Genomic DNA, 18,629 nt, shown 5'->3' with positions numbered 1-18,629 from the left:
CACCCGGCGTCGGGTCGATTGAGTGGCGACGGTTGGACGGGCGGTCAATCCGGCGGGATCGGGAGCACAGAACTGTCGATTTCGGCTGACGTCTCGGTCGACACAAGGGGGCCGAGAGTCAGGTTCAGGTCGTGAGACCCGCCGTCGAGGGGCAGGAACACCACCGGCCCGGCCGTGATGGGGTGGCCATCCAGCGTGGCTCTCGGATGATCCGCTCTCTCGATCCGGATCCTGCACGACGTGCCCGCCACCCTCAGCATCATGGAAAATCCCGGCCAGTCGGGTGGCATGGTGGGGGCGATCCGCAGACGGTCTCCGTCCCGGGTCACGCCGAGGATGCCTTCGATGGCCGCACGGTGCATCCAGGCGGCCGCGCCCGTGTACCAGCTCCAGCCGCCGCGTCCGATATGCGGGGCAACGGAATAGACATCGGCGGCGACCGCATAAGGTTCCGTCCTGTAGCGCTGTACGTCCTCAGGCGACCGGGCGTGATTGATCGGATTGAGCATCGCGAAGAGCTCCGCAGCGCGCGCTCCATCCCCCAGTCGCGCCCAGGCCAGAATGGCCCACATCGCGGCATGGCTGTATTGCCCGCCATTCTCGCGCAGCCCCGGCGGATAGCCGGCGATGTAGCCCGGATCCTGCGAGCCCGAGTCGGGACCGATCCCGAAGGGCGGCGTGAACAGCCGCGCCAGATCGTTTTCGCGATCGACCAGAAGGCTGTCGACGGACTCCATCGCGCGCCGCGCGCGGTCGCGATCTGCCTGTCCGGACAACACCGCCCAGCTTTGCGGGATCGAGTCGATGCAACAGGCCGGGGAGCCGGCCGCTCCCAGCCATGTTCCGTCATCGAAGGTCGCGCGGCGGTACCAGTCCCCATCCCAGGTATGGGTCTCCATGGAGAGGCGCAGCGTTTCGGCCTGCTCGAGCCAGCGCCGTGCCCGGGCCGGATCGCGCTCTTCCGCAAGCGGCACGAAGGCGCCGAGCGTCTGCAGCAGCAGCCAGCCCAGCCAGACGCTTTCGCCGCGGCCGGCGGCGCCGACGCGGTTCATCCCGTCGTTCCAGTCGCCGCTGCCGATCAGCGGCAGACCGTGCTCCCCGGTCAGGCTGAGTGCGCGGTCCAGCCCCAGGGCGCAATGATCGAACAGCGCCGCACCGTGGCCCGCATCGTCGGGCAGGAAGAACGCGTCGTGCTCGGTCTCTCCGAGGCGATGCCCTTCGAGGAAGGGCACCTGTTCGTCCAGTATCGCCCTGTCGCCCGTACTCGTCACATAGGCGGCGACAGCATGGCCGAGCCAAACGCAATCGTCGGAAATGCGCGTCCGTACCCCCTGGCCGGAATGCGGCAGCCACCAGTGCTGCACGTCGCCTTCCGGGAACTGGCGGGCGGCGACCCGCAGCAGATGCGCGCGGGTGCGGTCGGGGCGCGTCAGCATGAAGGCCATGTTGTCCTGCAGCTGGTCGCGGAACCCGTAGGCGCCGCTGGCCTGGTAGAAGGCCGCGCGCGCCTCGATCCGGCAGGCGAGCGCCTGATAGGGCAGCCAGCCGTTGACCATGATATCCATCGCCCGGTCCGGCGTCTCGATCCGGAGATCGCCCAGCGTGTCGTCCCAATAGGTCTGTACCGCGGCCAGTTCGGCCTGCATGTCGGCGGACCGCAGCCTTTTCAGAAGCGGGACGACCGCCGCCGCGTCTGCGCATTGGCCGAGAAGATGGACGAGCTCAATGCTCTCGCCAGGGGCCAAGGTCAGGGTCTTCATCATCGCGAGGCAGGGATCGAGCCCCGCTCCGACCCGCCCCGACATGACGGCGCCCCGGCGTAGTGCGGCGGGATCGGCATGGCTGCCGCCCGAGCCCAGAAATTCGGTGCGATCTCCTGTCCAGGCCTCGGCCGGACCGGAAGGCGCGTTGAGCGCCGCGAACATCACCCGGCCGGGAAAGGTAGTGTTCCATGGATTCTGGACCAGAAGCGCGCCAGTTTCCGGCTCGTGCGAGGTCACGAGGAACGGGGCCGAGGCGGCGCGCGATTGACCCATGACGGGTTCGCTATAGGTGACGACGCTCAACCTCCGGGGCTGCGTCCCTGTATTGCGCAGGAACAGCCGCGAGACCCTGACCGGATCGGCGCGCGGCACGAACTGTACCAATTCGCAGTCGATGCCATTCGCCTGATGCTCGAACCGGCTGTAGCCGAAGCCGTGGCGCACGATGTGCGGACCGGCCCCTGCAGAAAGCGGCAGAGGGCGCGCAGTCGGTGAAAACAACACGCCGCTGTCGTCGTCTCGGATATAGATTGCCTCGCCCGGAGGGTCTGCCACAGCATCATTGGACCAAGGCGTTAGCTGGTTGTCGCGGCTGTTCTCGGCCCAGGTAAAACCGCTGCCGCTTGCCGACACCTGGAATCCGAAGTCCGGATTGGCGATCACGTTGATCCATGGGGCAGGCGTAGTGTCCGGTGGGCCAAGGCGGATGACATATTCTCGTCCCTCCCGGTCGAACCCGCCTATGCCATTGTAGAACTCGAGGTCCGGGCGGTCGGATAGCGGCCTGGCCTCGTCCCGCTGCGGGGCGGTTCTGTCACGTCTGTTTGCGCGCAGTCGGAGCGCATTGGCGGGTTGCGGGGCGGGGCCAATCTGTCGCGTGTCTGCGATCATGGTGTCAGCCGTAACAGGATCGGCAAGAAGGGCGTCGAGCTGTTCGCCGATCATGCCGCGCCGGGCCAGCATCACAACCCGCGCTGCAGCCAGGAGAAGCGCCCGCGTATCTGGTGCGATCAGGTCGGAGCGCAGCGCAAACACGGCGCCCCAAGCCGGTCGCGTGTCGTCGCCGGGACGGGAATGGCTGCTGCGCAAGGCGATGTCGATGGCGGTCTGCAGATCCTTGACATAGGAGGCAGGGTGCTCGTTGAGGATCACCAGATCGACCCCAAGCTGCCTTCCCAGCCAGTACTCATGGGCCTGTAGCAAGGCACGAACCTGTCCGATATCGGCGGGATCGTCGATGCGCAGCACTACGATCGGCAAGTCGCCGGAAATCGCGAGCCGCCAAAGGCCGGATTGACGTCCGGCGCCCCGTACCAAGGGGGCAGACGGCAGGCGGAAACGGCGATCATGATAGAGGACAGGGGCGGCGAGGCGTTGGAAGTCGGCGGCTTCGGTCGGCGAGATGCCTAGATGGCGCAGTTGCACCTGAGCCTGGGTCCAGGCCAGGGTCCGTGCGCGGTCATAGGCGCTGCGGTCGTGGTGCCGGTCGATCAGATCCATCAGCGCTTCGCGGCTGTCGGCAGCCACCATCCAGACCAGGATCCGTGCGGTGCGCCCAGGCGCGATCAGGAGCCGGTTGCGCAATGCGAAAACCGGATCCAACACCGTGCCAGTGGTCCCGGCAAGAGGCGCCGGATCGGTTATGAAGTGCGGCTGGGTCTGGTCATGATCGCGGCCGAAAGCGCTGTTGCGATCACTGTCATATTGCAGCGGCGCGACGGTCGTCCCCTCGACCACGGAGAACTGCGCCACCCAGATTTCCGGTTGCTCCGGACTGCGCCGCCTGCGCCACGCTATCAACGCGCCGTATTCGGGCAGGAACTCGGTCTGAACGAACATCCGCGAGAAGGCCGGGTGCGCCAGTTCTGAGGCCGGATCCGCCAGCGTCAATTCGACGTAGGAGGTTACATCCAGTTCCCGGGGTTTGCGCCCGCCATTGGTCACCGACAGGCGTCGCACCTCCGCATCCGCCTCGCCCGAGACGAGAACATCCAGCACCGTTTCGAGCTGGCCTGTCCGGGCGGTGAAAGTCGCGTGATCCTCGAAGAACTGCACGTCCTGCGCGTCGGCAGTATCCGGCGCGCCAGGTCCGAACCTCTGGTCAGAGCCGTCCGAGAGATTCCGGATGTGGAGGATGGCGCCATGCGGATCCCGGGTCGCGTCCTCGCGCCAGCGGGTGAGCGCAATATCGCCCCAGCGGCTGTAACTCCCGCCCGTGGCGGTCAGCATAACCGCGTAGCGTCCATTCGACATGAGATGAGTGACCGCGGGGCCGCCCGGGGGGCCGGCAATCCGGCGGCCCCGGTCCGCTTCGGACGGCGTCGGACCGCCGGGCCTGGCGTCCTCAAGCGGCGGCAAGGCGCGGTCGATATCGCGCGGCAGCCGTTCCTGGAGCAACAGTTCGCTGGCATGGATCATCGGTTCATGGTGGAACCTCTGGCGCATCAGGCCGCCGGTCAGGGCGTTGGCGATGGCCACGATGGTCATCCCCTGATGATGCGCCATGTAGCTTTGCACCACGGCAACGCGGCGACCCGGCAGCACACGGTCGGGGGTAAAGTCGAGGGCTTCATAGAAGCCACAGAGTCCGAGGCCACCCATGGCCTCCAGGTCGTCGTAGTTCCGCCGTGCAGCACCGGGATCCAGCATCGCGGCCAGCCCGGTTGCATAGGGCGCGATCACCAGATCCCCGGCAAGTCCGCGCTTGAGCCCAAGCCCCGGCACACCGAAGGTGGAATACTGATAGTTGAAATCCACATCCCGCGCGTTGAAACCGGATTCCGAAATGCCCCAAGGGACGCCTTGCGCCCGTCCGTAGGCGATCTGTCTCTCGACGACCAATCGACAGGTGTGACCCAGCTGACCGCCTTCGGGTTCTCGCATCACCAGCCCAGGCATCAGGTATTCGAACATCGAGCCGGCCCAGGAGACGAGAACGGCGCCGCCACGGGTTGCGGTGACCGTCCGCCCCAGACGGAACCAGTGCCGCAGCGGCAGATCCTGTTTGGCGACGGCGAAGAGACTGGCCAGACGCGCCTCGGAGGCCAGGAGGTCATAGCAGGACGGATCGAGACTGCTCTCATGGACCGAGTAGCCGATGGACAGCAGCTTGCGCTCGGGGTCAAGCAGGAAGCCGAAATCCATGTCCACTGCGAGCCCGCGGGCCTGCACTCCCAGCCGATGCAATTCTGCGGCCAGAGCGGCATGGTCGGCCTCAGTTGACGCGGCATCTGTCGCGGCTTCGGCCAAGCCGTCGCGAAGCAAGGACAGCCATCGGGGCGCATGGGGGGGCATAGCCGCCGGAGGCGGAGTGGCGCGTTCGGCCTTAGCCGCCAGGCGTTGCAGGAAGGGCCAGTTCACTTCAGCCTGTTTCAGGCCATCGCGCAGCGATCCGATCGCCTCGGAGCAGGAGTCACTGAGCGGGGACATTAACCGCTCTGCGTCACGCTCCACCAGGTCAAGAAGATCGGTCAGCCCCTGAGATCTCTGACGTGGCGTCGCGCCGGAATGCGCGGCCCAGTCCTCGCAGGCGTTGGCCAGTGCGATCAGGTGGCCGGCCAGATTGCCGCTGTCCACCGACGAGACATAGGGCGGGTCGAGAACCCTGCCGTCTCGCGTGTCGTACCAGTTGTAGAAATGCCCCTTTACCCGCGGCAGCGCTTGCATCGTGCCAAGGGTCGCGGCGATCCGGCTGGCCGCCTGACGCAGGCCGATCCAGCCGAGATCGCAGGCTGTGACAGTGGACAGAAGATAAAGCCCCATATTTGTGGGCGAAGTTCTGTGCGCGAGCGTCGCGTGTGGTTGCTCCTGAAAGTTGTCCGGGGGCAGATGGCTGTCTTCTGGCGTGACGAAGGTCTCGAAATAGTGCCATGTCCTGCGTGCGATCAGGCGCAATTCCTGGGCGTCCTGCGGGGTAAGGGCGGCGTCGGGTTGTGCGCGGGAAGGCTGACTGACTCGAAAGGCGATGAGCGGCGCGGCAAGCCAGAGGGCTGCAAAGGGCAGGATCAGGGGGAGCGCACCGGGGGCGGCCAAGCCGGCCAGGCCTGTGGTCGACAGTCCCAGCAGGATCCCCGGCGCCATGGCACGGGAAAATCCCCGCAGATCGGGGCGCGGAGCGGCCGAGACCGAGGCCGCCGTGGTCCATTCCAGGAGATGCCGCCGTGAAACCGTCAATCGCCAGAGTGTGCGGGCGATGGCATCGAGCGCGCGCCAGGCGGCGTCGGCGAGAAAGCTGACCGCCAGCCCGGTTTGCAGCACGGCAAGCGACAGGTCTTCCTGCATCAGGCGCAGGTGGTTGCCCATGTGAAGGCGGCGCTGATGCGGAACGGCGGAAAGGGCTGCATGCAGGAAAGCGGGCAGGCTCATGGCGACCAGCGCCAGAGCCGTCGCCAGCAAGGCCGCCGGGCCAGGCAGAAGCCACCCCAGTGTCAACAGGACAAGCGTGGCCGGGGCCAACAATGAGCGGCGCAGCGTGTCCAGCACCTTGACCCGTCCCAGCGCGCCCAGCCCGCCTTCCCGGCCAAGCCAGGGCAGCAGTTGCCAGTCGCCGCGACACCAACGATGGATGCGCCGCGCGGCGAGGTCCTGTCGGTCGGGGAAGGACTCGATCAGTTCCACGTCCGAGACGAGCCCGGCCCGGGCGAAGATGCCTTCAAGCAGGTCATGGCTGAGAAGGGCGTTTTCGGGCACGCGCCCGGCCATCGCCTCTTGGAAGACATCGACGTCGTAGATGCCCTTGCCGGTAAAGGAGCCCTCGCCGAAGAGATCCTGATAGACGTCCGACGCAGCTGCAGCATAGGGATCCATCCCGCCCGGACCCGAGGTCGCGCGCTGAAATGCCGTGCCGTGCCGTTCCGGTGTCAGGGCGGGGGTGATCCTCGGCTGTAGTATGGCGTGACCAGCACTGACCCGGCTGCGGGCCGTATCGAAGATCGGCTGGTTCAGCGGGTGCGCCATCTTGCCGATCAGCCGCAAGGCCGCGTCACGCGGCATCCGGGTGTCGGAATCGAGCGTCAGGACGTAGCGCACCTCAGGAGGCACGGCTGGCACATGACCCTCTGCCGTGCGGTAGTCGGTATCATCGGCACCGCGCAACAGACGGTTGAGCTCGTGCAGCTTGCCGCGTTTGCGCTCCCATCCCATCCAAATCTGTTCGGCGGCGTTGTAACGGCGGTCACGATGCAGGTGCAGAAAGCGGGCACCGGCGGGACCCGCGCCGTAGACCTGGTTCAGTCGGGCAACCTCGACGTCGATCAACGCGACAAGTGGCGCATCCTCCGGCATGTGCTGTCCGGGGGCGTCCAGCCCGTCGGTCAGGATTGCAAAAGTCACGTCTCCTTGGGCGCCGGACAGATAATGGACTTCCAGCCCTTCGAGTTGTTCGGTCAGCTCTGCGCCATTTGTCAGCATTGTCGGCACAACCACGAGCGTGCGCAGCGAAGACGGCACGCCGCTCTCAAGCGCCAGTCCCGGCAGTGCCGTGGCAGGTACGGCCCAGGCCACCAAGCGATCAACGATAAGTTGAGCGACGGCGCTGGCCGGGATGACCGCTGCGAGGAGCCAGAGCGCAAGCATGGTCCATGACGCGGATGGGCCGGAAAGAGCCACCAGACTCCATGCGCTCAGCGCGAGCAGCCCAAGAGTGACACAAAGAATGCTGCCAAGGTATCCTGCGAGACCGGGTCGAACCTGCGGGCGATGCCATCCTCTGTATCGATAGCCGATCTGGCGTTCGAACGCCTCCCGGCCCTCGGCGAGGAGATGCCAGCCCGGATCGCTTCTCCGCAGGATTTCCGGCTCGGAAATCCAGTCGCCATCCGCTTCCGGCGCAGCCACCGCCGTCGCCAGCACCTGCTCGGCCAGATCCAATTCGCTGTAGTCACTGTGACGAGCGAGATCCTCGAGGGCATCGCGATAGAGGTTGCGGCTGGCGAAATCCATCGCCGAAAATCCCGGATGCTCCCGCAGCTTCGCATCGACCAGGCTGACACTTTCAAAGAGCTCTGGCCAGTCCGTCTCAGCGATCGTGCGCAGGCTGGTGATGACGTTTCGAACCGTGACGTTCGAGGCGCCCTGACGCTCCTGTGCATGCCGGACCGCCAGGTCGACATTCGACCCCTGCTTGGCCAGCCGATCCTCCAGCCAGCCGATGGCCGGTGTTGTGACAGGGTCGCAATCACGTAGCCGCTTCGCCAACTGCGCGGCAAAGATCTCAGAAAGTGGCTCGGACGCGCCAATATCTGCAGGCATCCCGATCCCGGTCTGGCCGGCCTCCAGGAGCCGATCCGCAAGGGCATCCGCCGAGAGGCGCATCCTCTGACCGAAGGTGATCTGGTCGGCCAGCCGCCGCAGGTTTTCCAGAAGGACGAGGCGGAGCGTTATCGGAACCGCCCAGAGCTCTCCTATTGTTAGGGGCCGGACCTGCTGATAGGCGCGCAGAAAGCGGGACAGTGCGGGGGCGTCGAGATGGCTGTCCGTATGGGCGACATAGGCCCAGATCAATTCGAACACTCGTGGATAACTGTGAAACGGCCCTTGGGCGAGTTTCGGCAGAAGCTTGTAGTAGCTGGGCGGCAAATCCGTACGGCAGTCGCGCACCTGCGCCTCGACCCTGTGAAAATTGTCCACCAGCCATTGGGCGGCGGGGACAATAGGTTTTCCCGACGCCAACTCTGAGAGACAGGCCTTGCGAGTGGCCCTCAGAGCCGTCGCATTGTCGTCCAGTCGCTGGCGCAGTGATGCGACACGCGGTGAAGAGGCGCAGATACGCTGCACCTCGGCCAGGCTGGCGGCGTGTTGCTCCAGCCTTTCGATACCGAAAAGCTCCGCGCGCACCGGCGCGACGCTCTTCCAGGGTGAGGTGCGGGTGCCGCGGAGGTTGAGTTGAGGTAGCGTCCAGGCCCTCATGCTAGAATCCTGTCGGCAAGCTGGCAATTCTGTCGACTTGCCGCATGGATGCACGCTCTGCGGCCAGGCCCAGGCGATCACACAAGAAGAGTTGGGTCAGGCCTTTTTCCCCTTTGGCTTTGTGTCGATCGTCAGGCCCTTGCTGAAGGAGGGCGCCGGAACCGGTTCAGCCTTCTTCTGCTTGGGCTTCTTGTCTTCTCGGCCGCGACGGCTTTTGCCCTTCGCCATGGTGTTCTCCTAAGTGCTTTGTGTACGTGGAAAATTCTCTCGCCTCGACGAGGCGAAGACCGCATGCGTCGCGGGCCAGGATTCCGAGGGCCGCGCAGGTCCGCAGCGGTGCAATTTAGGAGTATCGCCGAGGTCGGCCGCTTCCATGCTGATCCAGATCAGCGTTCAACGGAGAGTCTTTCTGCTACGTGTCTCTATGAATGGTCCTGAGACAAGTCTGAAGTCGTACCCCAGCACCTCAGTGATACATCCGCAGGAGGAGCGCCTCGATCTGAAACCGATGGCCGAAATGATCCACTACGGGGTAAAATGCGATCAAAAACTGTCCTCTTGACGCATCCGGCCATAGGTTTGAAGTGACGAATTTAGTGGCGGTTTGACTTGAGAGACCAAACGGTCTCTCGCCAACACAACCAAATCAACTCGGACTAATCGAGCGGCACGCCGGATATTTTGGAGCAATAAGCTGCCTGTGAAGCGCAGGCCGCAGACTTACTAACGATCACCCGTACTCAGCTATAATTGCCCTTGTGGTCTGAACCGCCGCAGTCAATTCAGTCCTGTTCGCCCCCTTGATCCCCAGCCTATCAAGATCGAATGACAACTGACTTGAACGACCGCCGGACGCGGCAGCGCGTGCCGATCGGCCACGTGCACGACTAGTCGATACGAGCTTCCGATCCTGCGGATCCGTTGTCGACTTCTCGTCTATCGCCGACGCTACACCATTTTCCCGCGCCCCCGCAGCCTCACGAACTTCCTGCAGCTCCTGCTTCAACCTCTCCACCGTTTCGCGAGTCTCAGACATCTGTCGGTCCCGCCGCACACCTTCCTCGTCCGGATACGGAAAACTCCCCGACTGGCTCGCATGCAGCACCTTGAGCGCCGGGTCCTCGAAATACTTCACCCTTCTAGCCCGGATCGGCATTTGCGCGTCGATCACGAGGATGACCTCGTCGAGGTCCATGCGCCGGGCCTCATCCTCTGTCAGAAGCGGGGTATCTTCTGTCCTCTCCGAAACGCTGCGCCCCTCAAACGGATTGCGCCCGACCGCGCGTGACCGGGTCACCACGCGCTTGGTGGTCTTGCCGACGGCCTGGCTTAACTCCTCGATGGTCTTCTGCTCGGACGGTGTGAGGTAGAGCTTCACACCTGCGCCGCCCTGAAGCGACCTGCGGGTGTTCTCACCATAGATCTCGTCCAGCGCGGGGATCGTCTGGGTGACGATGGCGAGGTTGCCGCCGAAGGAGCGCAGCGTCTTGATGCTCTCGGCGACGATCGGCATTTTGCCGAGCCGGTCGAACTCGTCGAGCATGATCATGACCGGCCAAGGCTCGTCATCGCCGGGTTCCTGAGCCTGCAGCGAGGCGATCAGGTCCGAGAAGAAGAGGCGGATCAGCGGAGCCAGCGGGCGGATCATCTCTGACTCGACCACGAGATAGATCGCATGCGGGCGGCGGCGGATATCCCGGAATGAGAAGTCAGAGGTCGCGGTGGCCGCGTCGATCGCGCGGTTGTCCCAAGTGTCGAGACCCGATGTCATCAGGAGGGAGAGGTAGGAAGTGAGGGTGTCGTTGTTGGTCGATGCCATACGCTCGAAGATCAGTTTGGCCGACTTGTTCTTCACCTCCTGCGAACGCTTCAGGTATTCCTTCTGCTTGTCGCCCCCCGAGGCTGTGATGCGATAGATCTCGCCGATGGTCGGCACGCCGCGCTCGAAGGCCAGCATACCGGCCGCCACGAAGAGGTCGATACCCCCGGCCAAAAGCCCGCTCAGCTTTTCGTTGTCGGTCTGCAGGAAGAGCTTCGCGGTGAGTTTCAGCTCCATTTGCTGTCGGTCGGGGTTGGTTATGGCCGCGATGCGCGCGAGCGGGTTGTAGCGATGCGTCGGTCGGTCCCAGTCGGTCGGCGCGAAGCGGAAAACCTTGTCCCCCATGCTGACGCGGAAGCGCGAGGTCTCGCGAAAGTTCTCGCCTTTCACGTCGAGCACCACGGCCGAGCCTTTGTAGGTCAGCAGGTTCGGGATCACGAACCCCACGCCCTTGCCGCGGCCTGTAGGCGCCACGATCAGCGCGTGGGGGAAGGTTTTTGAGACTAGGAACGGGCGCTTGGATTTCGGGGAGCCAAGCTTGCCCAGAAGGAAGCCGCCACCGGGCTTGGCAAAGAAACCGTTCCTCTTCATCTCACCGCGGGTCTGCCAATGTGTCGTCCCGAAGCGGGTCAATGCATCCCCCAGGAGCGTGACGCTCAGCATCAGCGATGCTAGGCCGAAGCCGCCAAGGATGAGGTTCACCCAGAGGAAGTCCTTCGGCGCAGACTGGGACAGACCCCGATATTCGCGGGCAAGCAGGGTGACGTCGAAACGCGTGGGAGAAAGCCCATAGCGGAACATAACAAAGCCGGTCGCCACGACATAGCCCATGGCGAGACCGACCAGCACGAGGCTCAACACACCGAGGGCAATCTTGCCTTTATCCATGGGTGATCCCCTTCTCGCCATCTGCCGCAGCGTGGCGCGCGCGCTGCGCTTCTATCTGTTCTTCCGCCAATGCATCGAGAACGCGCTCCATGGCCGGGCCATGCGCAGTGACCTCGCTGCTTTGAAGATAGGTCTTGGCGAGTTCCAGCTGGCGCAGCGGATCCTCGGTGAATTTGTCCAGGACGTCCGCGTTACCGGCCCGCAGTGCGTCGATTGCGTCGGGGCTTAGCCGTTCGTTGACCTGCCGGACGATGTCATGTCGCTCTGCCTCGGATATCGGATTCCCGGCGTCGGCGTTTTGCACAAAGGCCATGACGGTTGGCGCGGTCTCTTCCAGATACCGGCGCTCGGCGTAATCTTGTCGCGCTTGGTCCTCGATCTCGAAACTGCGCTCGCTGATGTACGCACGCGACGCGCCAAGCGAACGGAGGTGATTGATTTCGTCCTGGACGGCCTGCCCGAATTCATCATCCGGCATCTCCGTGCGATAGCGGGCGAGGGTGCGGAGCTCTTCGGTGATCGGACCGAGATGATCCGAGGGATCCCGCAAGGCGAGGTCCATGTCGCCAGCATGCAGCGTGCGGTCCTGCGCCGATACCGCGTATTGCGGCGGCATTCGACTGTCAGTTATCTGTTCCCAGGCCATTGAGGCCAGTTCGGCATGTTGCGGCGATTTCTGCGCGTAGGCGTCAAACGCGGCGCGGGCCTCTTCAACCTCCACTGCACCTGCCCGCCGGACGGACGGGTCGTCGGAGAACGGATGATCGAAATCCGTCCGGCGGAACTGCGCCACCAGCGCACTGAACGCCTGCCGCTCCGATGGGGCAAAAATGTCGGGCCCGTCCTTCTCGAGATCACCCCCCGGTGCCGCCAACCGCTCACCGAGCACTTCCTCAGCGTCATCCACCTCGTCGACCTCGGTTGGCGCGCGCAGGACGCGTACATCGGTCAAAACATCGCCCAGCCGAACATGCACGGCTTCCAGCCGGTCGAGCGCTTCTTCCCGGTCCGCAGATTTCTCCAGATCGAGGCCACCTTCTTTGGCAATCGCCTGAAGATCCTGTGCCAGCCACTGGCGTTCCAATGCGGCATTGCCTGCCCCCTCCCGCAGGCGCGCGGCCACAGCCTCGGCATCGATGCCTGTGCCTTGCAACGCCTCGGCCAGTTTTGGTGCCACCTCGCCATCGTCAAGACGCGCGAGGTGATCTTCACTTAAGTTCGGCATTGCATAGATGCCGTCCCGGGACGGGGCATCGACCAGGGCGGCGGAGCGATCCCCAAGCGGGTTCAAATGCGCGACCGAGGCCAGAACGTCGGTCAGCTTGCGCTCGATCACCGGCCTCTCGGCCGCCGGCGCCCTGTCGATCGCCGCCTCGATCTGGCGAATGTTCTGAGAAAACTCGGTGATCAGCGTGTCGAACGCTGCTTCGTCTTGGGACATGTAGATGGCTCCGTCAGATTGAATCTGACCACCACTGGCAAGGATGGTGCTGGCCCTCTCGAGCGCCTCGGACACGTCGTCGAAATTCGAGCGTGACGCCTCCGCCGCGAGCCCGTGGTAGATCAACGCGTTGTGCCTGACGGTTTCCAGAGCGGCCGCCAGGTCAGCGCCGGTTCGCTGGCGCTCGACTGGGGGACGGCCCTCGTCGCGGGCCTTGTAGATTTCATCGATCTCGGCGCGGTAGGTCGTGACGCCGCGATCCAGACGACGCGTCGCCTCAAGGCGGATCCCATGAACCCGGGCCGCCTCGACCATCGCCTCGCGAAAGGCGTCGTAGTTGAAGTGATGATCCTTCCCGAGAAAGAACATTTCGCCATCCTTGCTGCGGCGGTTCAGAACAATATGCGCATGTGGATGCGCGCGATCTTGGTGTATTGCAGCAATATAGTCGAATTGCGACCCCTCACCTTGAAAGAACTTCTCGCAGACCGCCTGGGTGATATCGCGCACCTCTTCACCCCTGGTCCCAACCGGGAATGCCATCAGCAGATGCGACGTATGGCCAAGCTTGGGGCTGTAGCGCTCGTTCCACTGGTTCTCGAACCGCCGCGCCACTCGGTTGATCTCGGCTTCCGAGAGCTGCTTCTTCCCGTCATGGGTGCCGCGACTGTCGAGGATATGGGTCGACTTTGTTGTGAGATATGTGAGCTGAGCCCGTAGCTGCGCCCCGGTGTGACAGCCCCCTTTCGAGATAGCCTTGAAGATCGCTGGCGAATAGCCGCGCGCGGCCCGAACCATCTGCGCGCCCCTGGAAAGCCCCTGCCAGGATCCCGAAACTCGGCTCCAGCCGCGGTCAAATAGCGCCGGGTCGATGCCACGGACCCGGTCACTCCGCGCCATTCTCATTCCTCTCGGCGAGGCCCGCCAGGGCAGAGCTGATCTCAAGGTCCAGCACGCTGCGCCGCGCACGCGACATCTCCTGGACCTGGTCGGCCAGATCGAAGACCAGACCCGCAAGGGCGCGGACGTCACGGTGACTTGAGGCCGGGTAGGACAGTCTCTCGCCCCGCACCTTGGCCTCGTTCAGACGTCGCGCGATCTGGTTCACGTTGTTGCCGACCCGGTTGAGCGCGGCGCCGAGGTTGCGCAACTCGTCACACATCTCGTCGTCGGGCAGGAAAACACCTTCGGCCGCCAGCATCAGGCGGCGCATGGCATCCGAGCGGTGCGCAATCCCGCGCCGCGACAGCGCCGCGTCGAACCGGCGCAGGTCGTCGTCCGAGACCCGGATCCCCACAACCCGCGATCGGCTGCCGTTCGCTGTCTGACGCTCATCCCAGTGGTTCACCACGTTGTAGATCGTCTTCAGGCTGACATCGTAGCGGGCTGCCAACGACACCGCGGAGACGCCGTTCCGGCGCTCTTGGGAGATGGTCGATCGTTCGATCACTGACAGTCTGCGGCGGCGGGGCATTTTGAAGTTAACGTTCCTATTTCTTGCCAACTTCGTACAAGCCCGCCGACTCCCAACGCAAGTGGAGTCGACCATAAGGGCTTGTACTCAATGTAGAAAATCGCCCTGCAGGGGCGATTTTCCGTCCTTTGTCAAATGGATCGCGCGTCGCGCTCATTGCACCACGCGATGCGGTCTCCGCATCGCGCATCGCGTCTTTCGCGCCCCGTCTCTTGCACCCCGCAAGACGGGTTTTGCTGCGTGCTAACCGGCTCGCGTCACCCGCAGAACGACATACGCGAGACTGCCTCCCGTCGTCTGGAGCGCGCTAACCGTCACCTGCATTCTGTCCGAAGCGCATCGCCAAGCGTATCCCGACACTTGGAGGGTGTGTGATGCCCCGCGGCGAATGCTGATGGCGCCACGGCAGACGTCGCACGGTCATCGCACAACGCCGCCCGCTGCATGCCAAACGCGGGTCGCATCCCGACTTCTGCTTGACCCCTCCGCCTCATGCGTTTAGCGACATTTGGGTATTATCGTTGCGATTCACTATTTTTGCGGAGGATCAGAATGCCGAACGAAAATCTTGTGGTGATCGCAGCGATGGCCCGGAAAGGGGGCAGTGGAAAAACGACGCTTTCGCGCGCCTTGATCAGCGCCGCGATCGCCGCCGGACGCAGAGTGATGTTGATCGACACGGACAGCACGAGGGTACTCGGGGCCTGGCATACTCGGGCGCAAGCCGGTGGGCTGAGTTCGCCGCTTCTCTGCTCGGCCACCGTCGAAAGCGTGGCGGGTGTCGAGGATCAGATCGATCAGGTCTACATGGCAGGCACGGCAGACTTCATCTTCATCGATACCGCAGGGGTCGGTGCCGAATGGTCAGACGGCATTGCGGTGCTTGCGGACCACATTGTGACGCCCGTCATGCTGTCAACGTCTGATTTTGATGTCGGCGCACAGACTACCGATTGGTATGAGAAGCTGAAATCCCGCGTTGACGACCCCTCCAGCCTTCCGCGCCACCACGTCGTCCTCAACATGGTTGACCCGAAAACGACCCGTGCTGACGCCGCCCTGATTGAAGAAGCGCTCACCCGTTTTCCGGTGATTGAGACCGTCATGATGCGGCGGAATACTTACAAGGAGATGGACCAGAAGGGGCTTCTCCACGCCTTGGCGCTGGACAAGCAATCCGATCCAAACCCTCTGATGCGTCCACATGTACGTCATGTCGTCGAGGCGCTTGAGGAGGCGACGGACATTCTCAACAACATTCTTGCTGCGTGAGGACAGTCGATTGCGCAAGAAGATCCCGACCATCACCAGGCCCGACCCAGCCTACGCCGCCACCCTGCAACAGGGTGACCGCGAGATTCCAGGGAAGGAAAATGAGGCACAGGTCACAGCAACAAAGACAGGCACCCCAGCCACTGACGTTGACGCGGATCGGCACGAGTCAGAGCGTGCGCCGGAAGGTGCCGTGGCGCCGCACCAAGTCACTGCGGAAAGCTCTGACCCGCATACCAACCTGAGAGCTCCCCTATCGGCGCGCGCTTTGAACCCGACCAGGAAGATCGACATCAGGGTCAACGCACTCGAACGGCAGGAAGCTGCGCTAGAAACTTGTGGTGTTGAGCCAGCACATGTGGTGCGTGCCGCCCTGCGCCGTGCAGTCAAAGGCTGGCAACTGTCGCCGGTCTTCGCCCCAGTCGCGGAGGAGCTACGCACTCGAAACACGCAGTGGCAGGCCCGGACATCTCTGGCAGTAGATGCGGCCAGCCTTGGTGTCCTCCTCCGGGACCACGACCCCCTCGACGTCTTGAGTAAATGGGCCCTGATCCGCGGGCAGGTGGAACCACGCATATGGGGCGAGATCGACAAAATCTTGGAAGAAATTGCTGTTCGTGCTGCATCGCCGCATGATCAGCACACACCGTAAGAGACCTATCTGAAAAGATAACTTGCATTTCGCCGGTGGATTTTCGCCCAACGGCGGAAGCTCGCCTTGCAGTTGCGGAGAGCGTGGCGCTAATGAGCGTCATATAGAATTTCAGACCTCAGTGGTGACGAGTTACGAGGTCCATTTAGGAGGAACGCATTATGAACACGAAGCCCCGCCTGACTGGCGAACCGATCATGCGCATCCTCTGCAAGACATCTGAAAATCTGGTTGGCTACCTTTACCAATGGAACAATGGTGACGTGCAGCCTGCCTGGTTCGACGGCGCCATGGCGGACGTTCGCTTTGAGCCATTCATTCCAGCGCCGGAACAGAACCCTGTCGATCCAAAGATCCCCAGACCGCGTCAGCAAGATCTGACGCACCTTGAAAAGGCCTAGCTCAAGGCCTCGCGTCGGTTTGTGGGTCATCCCATCCCGCAGGTCCTTTGAGCGATAGAGTTGACTTCTATGCCTCAAAAGTGATCTAGCTGTGAGTTATAGAAAGGATATCTATAACTCATGGCTTGGAACTGGACGCTGCCCGATTGGCCGGATTTCCGGTATGACGCCTCCGCTCTGGAGCCGTTTGAGCAGACGTTCCTGCTGTCGTCCGGAGAAATCCTCGGCGCGGTCCATCATGTCAGCCAGCCGGAACGCGCGCAACTCCGCATCGAACTGCTCAGCGAGGAAGCGATGCAGACGAGCGCCATCGAGGGTGAAATCCTCGATCGGCTCAGTGTCCAGTCTTCGCTGCGCCGCCATCTGGGCCTCGATCCGGACAGCTACCCTGCCAAACCGCGCGAACAGGGCGTCGCGGAAATGATGGTCGACGTCTATTCCAGTTTTGCAGAGCCGCTGACCCATGAGACATTGTACCGCTGGCATCGGATGCTCCTGTCCCATGACCGTCGGTTGGAAACCATCGGGGCCTACCGACAACACGCCGAGGCGATGCAAATCGTTTCCGGCCGCCTTGACCGCCCCACGATCCATTTCGAAGCGCCGCCCTCGGAGCGGGTCATGCCTGAGATGGAGCGATACGCGGATTGGTTCAACAAGACCGGGCCGGGAGGAGCAGAGCCGCTTCCAGCGCTGACGCGCGCAGGGCTAAGCCACCTCTATTTCGAGAGTATCCACCCATTCGAAGACGGCAACGGCCGCTTGGGTCGCGCCCTCGCTGAAAAGTCGCTGGCGCAGAACATTGGCCAGCCGACCCTCATCTCGCTCGCCTTCACCATCGAGAAGGAGCGCAAGGGATATTACGATCAGCTTGAGCAGCATCAAAAAACGCTCGACGTGACCGATTGGCTCGTCTGGTTCGCAGAAGTTGTCTTGAAGGCCCAACAGGCAACACTCGACCGCGTAGGCTTCTTCATCAGCAAGGCACACTTCTACGATCGTCACAGAGACCACTTGAACGAACGCCAGGCCAAGGCCATCGCTCGAATGTTTCAGGAAGGCCCTGGCGGTTTCAAAGGCGGCCTCAGCGCCGACAACTATCTCAAGATCACCCGAACTTCACGAGCAACCGCAACCCGCGATCTGCAGGATCTAGTCGAGAAAGGTGCGCTCAGCCGAACTGGTGAGCGACGCCATACGAGGTACTGGTTGAACCTGAATCCATGGGCGTCGAACCAGCTACAATGATTGGCGTAGAAGGGCTCTGTTGCACAAATCGGCTTAAGGCCGAGGTTCCCCTTTCCCCGGACGGACTTATCCCACAGCTTCCGTGACGGGTATTCCGAGCGCGGTGTAGCCGTTCAGGACGGCGATGCGGACCTGGAGTTCGGCGACCTGTCGGTCGAAGTCCCGTGCCATGAGCCGCTGGCCCAGCAACTTGATACAATGCATCTTTGTCTCGACGCGGCTTCGGCGGTGTTATCCACTCCATCGTCGCCAGAGCGCGCGGCCCAGGTATTTCGCCGCGCGCAGGGCCTCATTTCGGGCCACGGCTCCGGCGGTGATCGTCTTCCAGGGCTTCGCGTTCTTGCGGGGCGGGATGACGGCATGGGCACCGCGATCTGCAATCGCATCGTGGCATTTGCGCGTGTCGTAGGCGCCATCAGCCGTAACGCTACCGATTTCCTGGTCCTGCGGGATTTGGTCGAGAAGGTGGGGTAGGATGGGCGCATCACCGATGTGGCTCCCGGTGACTTCGACGGCCCGGATCTCCAACGTTTCTTCATCGATCCCAAGGTGGAGCTTGCGCCAGACGCGCCGTTTCGGGCCGCCATGCTTGCGTGCGTGCCACTCGCCTTCACCTTCGACCTTGATCCCGGTGCTGTCGATCAGCAGGTGCAACGGCCCCTTGGAGCCGCGGTAGGGGATGTTCACGGCCAAGGTCTTCTGGCGGCGAGATAGCGTGCTGAAGTCGGGCACCGTCCAGTTCAGGCCGACCAGCCGTAGCAGGCT

The 18,629-nt window shown here is 63.2% G+C and carries 9 protein-coding genes and 1 pseudogene; 4 read left to right on the top strand and 6 right to left on the bottom strand.

Annotated features, from left to right (window positions below; genetic code table 11):
- Nucleotides 1-44 precede the first annotated feature (44 nt).
- The 5 genes from G455_RS0118725 to mobC all read right to left on the bottom strand — a co-directional run bounded on the left by G455_RS0118725 (nt 45) and on the right by mobC (nt 14,291).
- Complete coding sequence (locus G455_RS0118725; RefSeq protein ID WP_051312625.1) at nt 45-8,669, bottom strand: GH36-type glycosyl hydrolase domain-containing protein; 8,625 nt, start codon at nt 8,667-8,669, stop codon at nt 45-47.
- A 96-nt stretch (nt 8,670-8,765) separates the two neighbouring features.
- On the bottom strand, nt 8,766-8,897 hold the full coding sequence (locus G455_RS27130) for a hypothetical protein (protein ID WP_255418378.1): 132 nt from the start codon (nt 8,895-8,897) through the stop codon (nt 8,766-8,768).
- A 502-nt stretch (nt 8,898-9,399) separates the two neighbouring features.
- Nucleotides 9,400-11,376 carry a type IV secretory system conjugative DNA transfer family protein gene (locus G455_RS0118715; protein ID WP_028095096.1) on the bottom strand — a complete coding sequence of 659 codons (1,977 nt, stop codon included), beginning with the start codon at nt 11,374-11,376 and terminating at the stop codon, nt 9,400-9,402.
- Entirely contained in the window at nt 11,369-13,717 is a 2,349-nt protein-coding gene (locus tag G455_RS0118710) for a relaxase/mobilization nuclease domain-containing protein (RefSeq protein ID WP_028095095.1), read from the bottom strand. The genes G455_RS0118715 and G455_RS0118710 overlap by 8 nt, the downstream gene beginning before the upstream one ends.
- On the bottom strand, nt 13,704-14,291 hold the full coding sequence (gene mobC / locus G455_RS0118705) for a plasmid mobilization relaxosome protein MobC (protein ID WP_028095094.1): 588 nt from the start codon (nt 14,289-14,291) through the stop codon (nt 13,704-13,706). The genes G455_RS0118710 and mobC overlap by 14 nt, the downstream gene beginning before the upstream one ends.
- A gap of 552 nt (nt 14,292-14,843) precedes the next feature.
- Here mobC and G455_RS0118700 point away from each other — a divergent pair.
- The 4 genes from G455_RS0118700 to G455_RS0118685 all read left to right on the top strand — a co-directional run bounded on the left by G455_RS0118700 (nt 14,844) and on the right by G455_RS0118685 (nt 17,864).
- Complete coding sequence (locus G455_RS0118700; protein WP_028095093.1) at nt 14,844-15,563, top strand: nucleotide-binding protein; 720 nt, start codon at nt 14,844-14,846, stop codon at nt 15,561-15,563.
- A gap of 10 nt (nt 15,564-15,573) precedes the next feature.
- The gene (locus G455_RS0118695) at nt 15,574-16,215 is read left to right on the top strand and encodes a hypothetical protein (protein WP_028095092.1); all 642 of its coding nucleotides are present in this window, start codon (nt 15,574-15,576) and stop codon (nt 16,213-16,215) included.
- A 161-nt stretch (nt 16,216-16,376) separates the two neighbouring features.
- Nucleotides 16,377-16,616, top strand: a complete 240-nt coding sequence (locus G455_RS0118690; protein WP_028095091.1) for a hypothetical protein — start codon at nt 16,377-16,379, stop codon at nt 16,614-16,616.
- A 120-nt stretch (nt 16,617-16,736) separates the two neighbouring features.
- Nucleotides 16,737-17,864 (top strand): Fic family protein, encoded by a 1,128-nt coding sequence (locus G455_RS0118685; RefSeq protein ID WP_028095090.1) that lies wholly within the window; start codon nt 16,737-16,739, stop codon nt 17,862-17,864.
- 66 nt (nt 17,865-17,930) lie between these two features.
- Here G455_RS0118685 and G455_RS24645 read toward each other — a convergent pair.
- Nucleotides 17,931-18,629 (bottom strand): annotated as a pseudogene (locus G455_RS24645) (IS5 family transposase); the annotation flags it as partial.

It is taken from the genome of Pseudodonghicola xiamenensis DSM 18339 (assembly GCF_000429365.1).
GTDB classification, from domain to species: Bacteria; Pseudomonadota; Alphaproteobacteria; order Rhodobacterales; family Rhodobacteraceae; genus Pseudodonghicola; species Pseudodonghicola xiamenensis.
Note: the sequence above shows the minus strand (reverse complement) of the source record. Positions and strands in the feature narration are given on the sequence as shown.

What these genes read in the sequence shown, in the direction of transcription:
- G455_RS0118725 (WP_051312625.1), bottom strand. Translation starts at nt 8,669, where the DNA reads ATGAGGGCCTGGACGCTACCTCAACTCAACCTCCGCGGCACCCGCACC.
- G455_RS27130 (WP_255418378.1), bottom strand. Translation starts at nt 8,897, where the DNA reads ATGGCGAAGGGCAAAAGCCGTCGCGGCCGAGAAGACAAGAAGCCCAAG.
- G455_RS0118715 (WP_028095096.1), bottom strand. Translation starts at nt 11,376, where the DNA reads ATGGATAAAGGCAAGATTGCCCTCGGTGTGTTGAGCCTCGTGCTGGTC.
- G455_RS0118710 (WP_028095095.1), bottom strand. Translation starts at nt 13,717, where the DNA reads ATGGCGCGGAGTGACCGGGTCCGTGGCATCGACCCGGCGCTATTTGAC.
- mobC (WP_028095094.1), bottom strand. Translation starts at nt 14,291, where the DNA reads ATGCCCCGCCGCCGCAGACTGTCAGTGATCGAACGATCGACCATCTCC.
- G455_RS0118700 (WP_028095093.1), top strand. Translation starts at nt 14,844, where the DNA reads ATGCCGAACGAAAATCTTGTGGTGATCGCAGCGATGGCCCGGAAAGGG.
- G455_RS0118690 (WP_028095091.1), top strand. Translation starts at nt 16,377, where the DNA reads ATGAACACGAAGCCCCGCCTGACTGGCGAACCGATCATGCGCATCCTC.
- G455_RS0118685 (WP_028095090.1), top strand. Translation starts at nt 16,737, where the DNA reads ATGGCTTGGAACTGGACGCTGCCCGATTGGCCGGATTTCCGGTATGAC.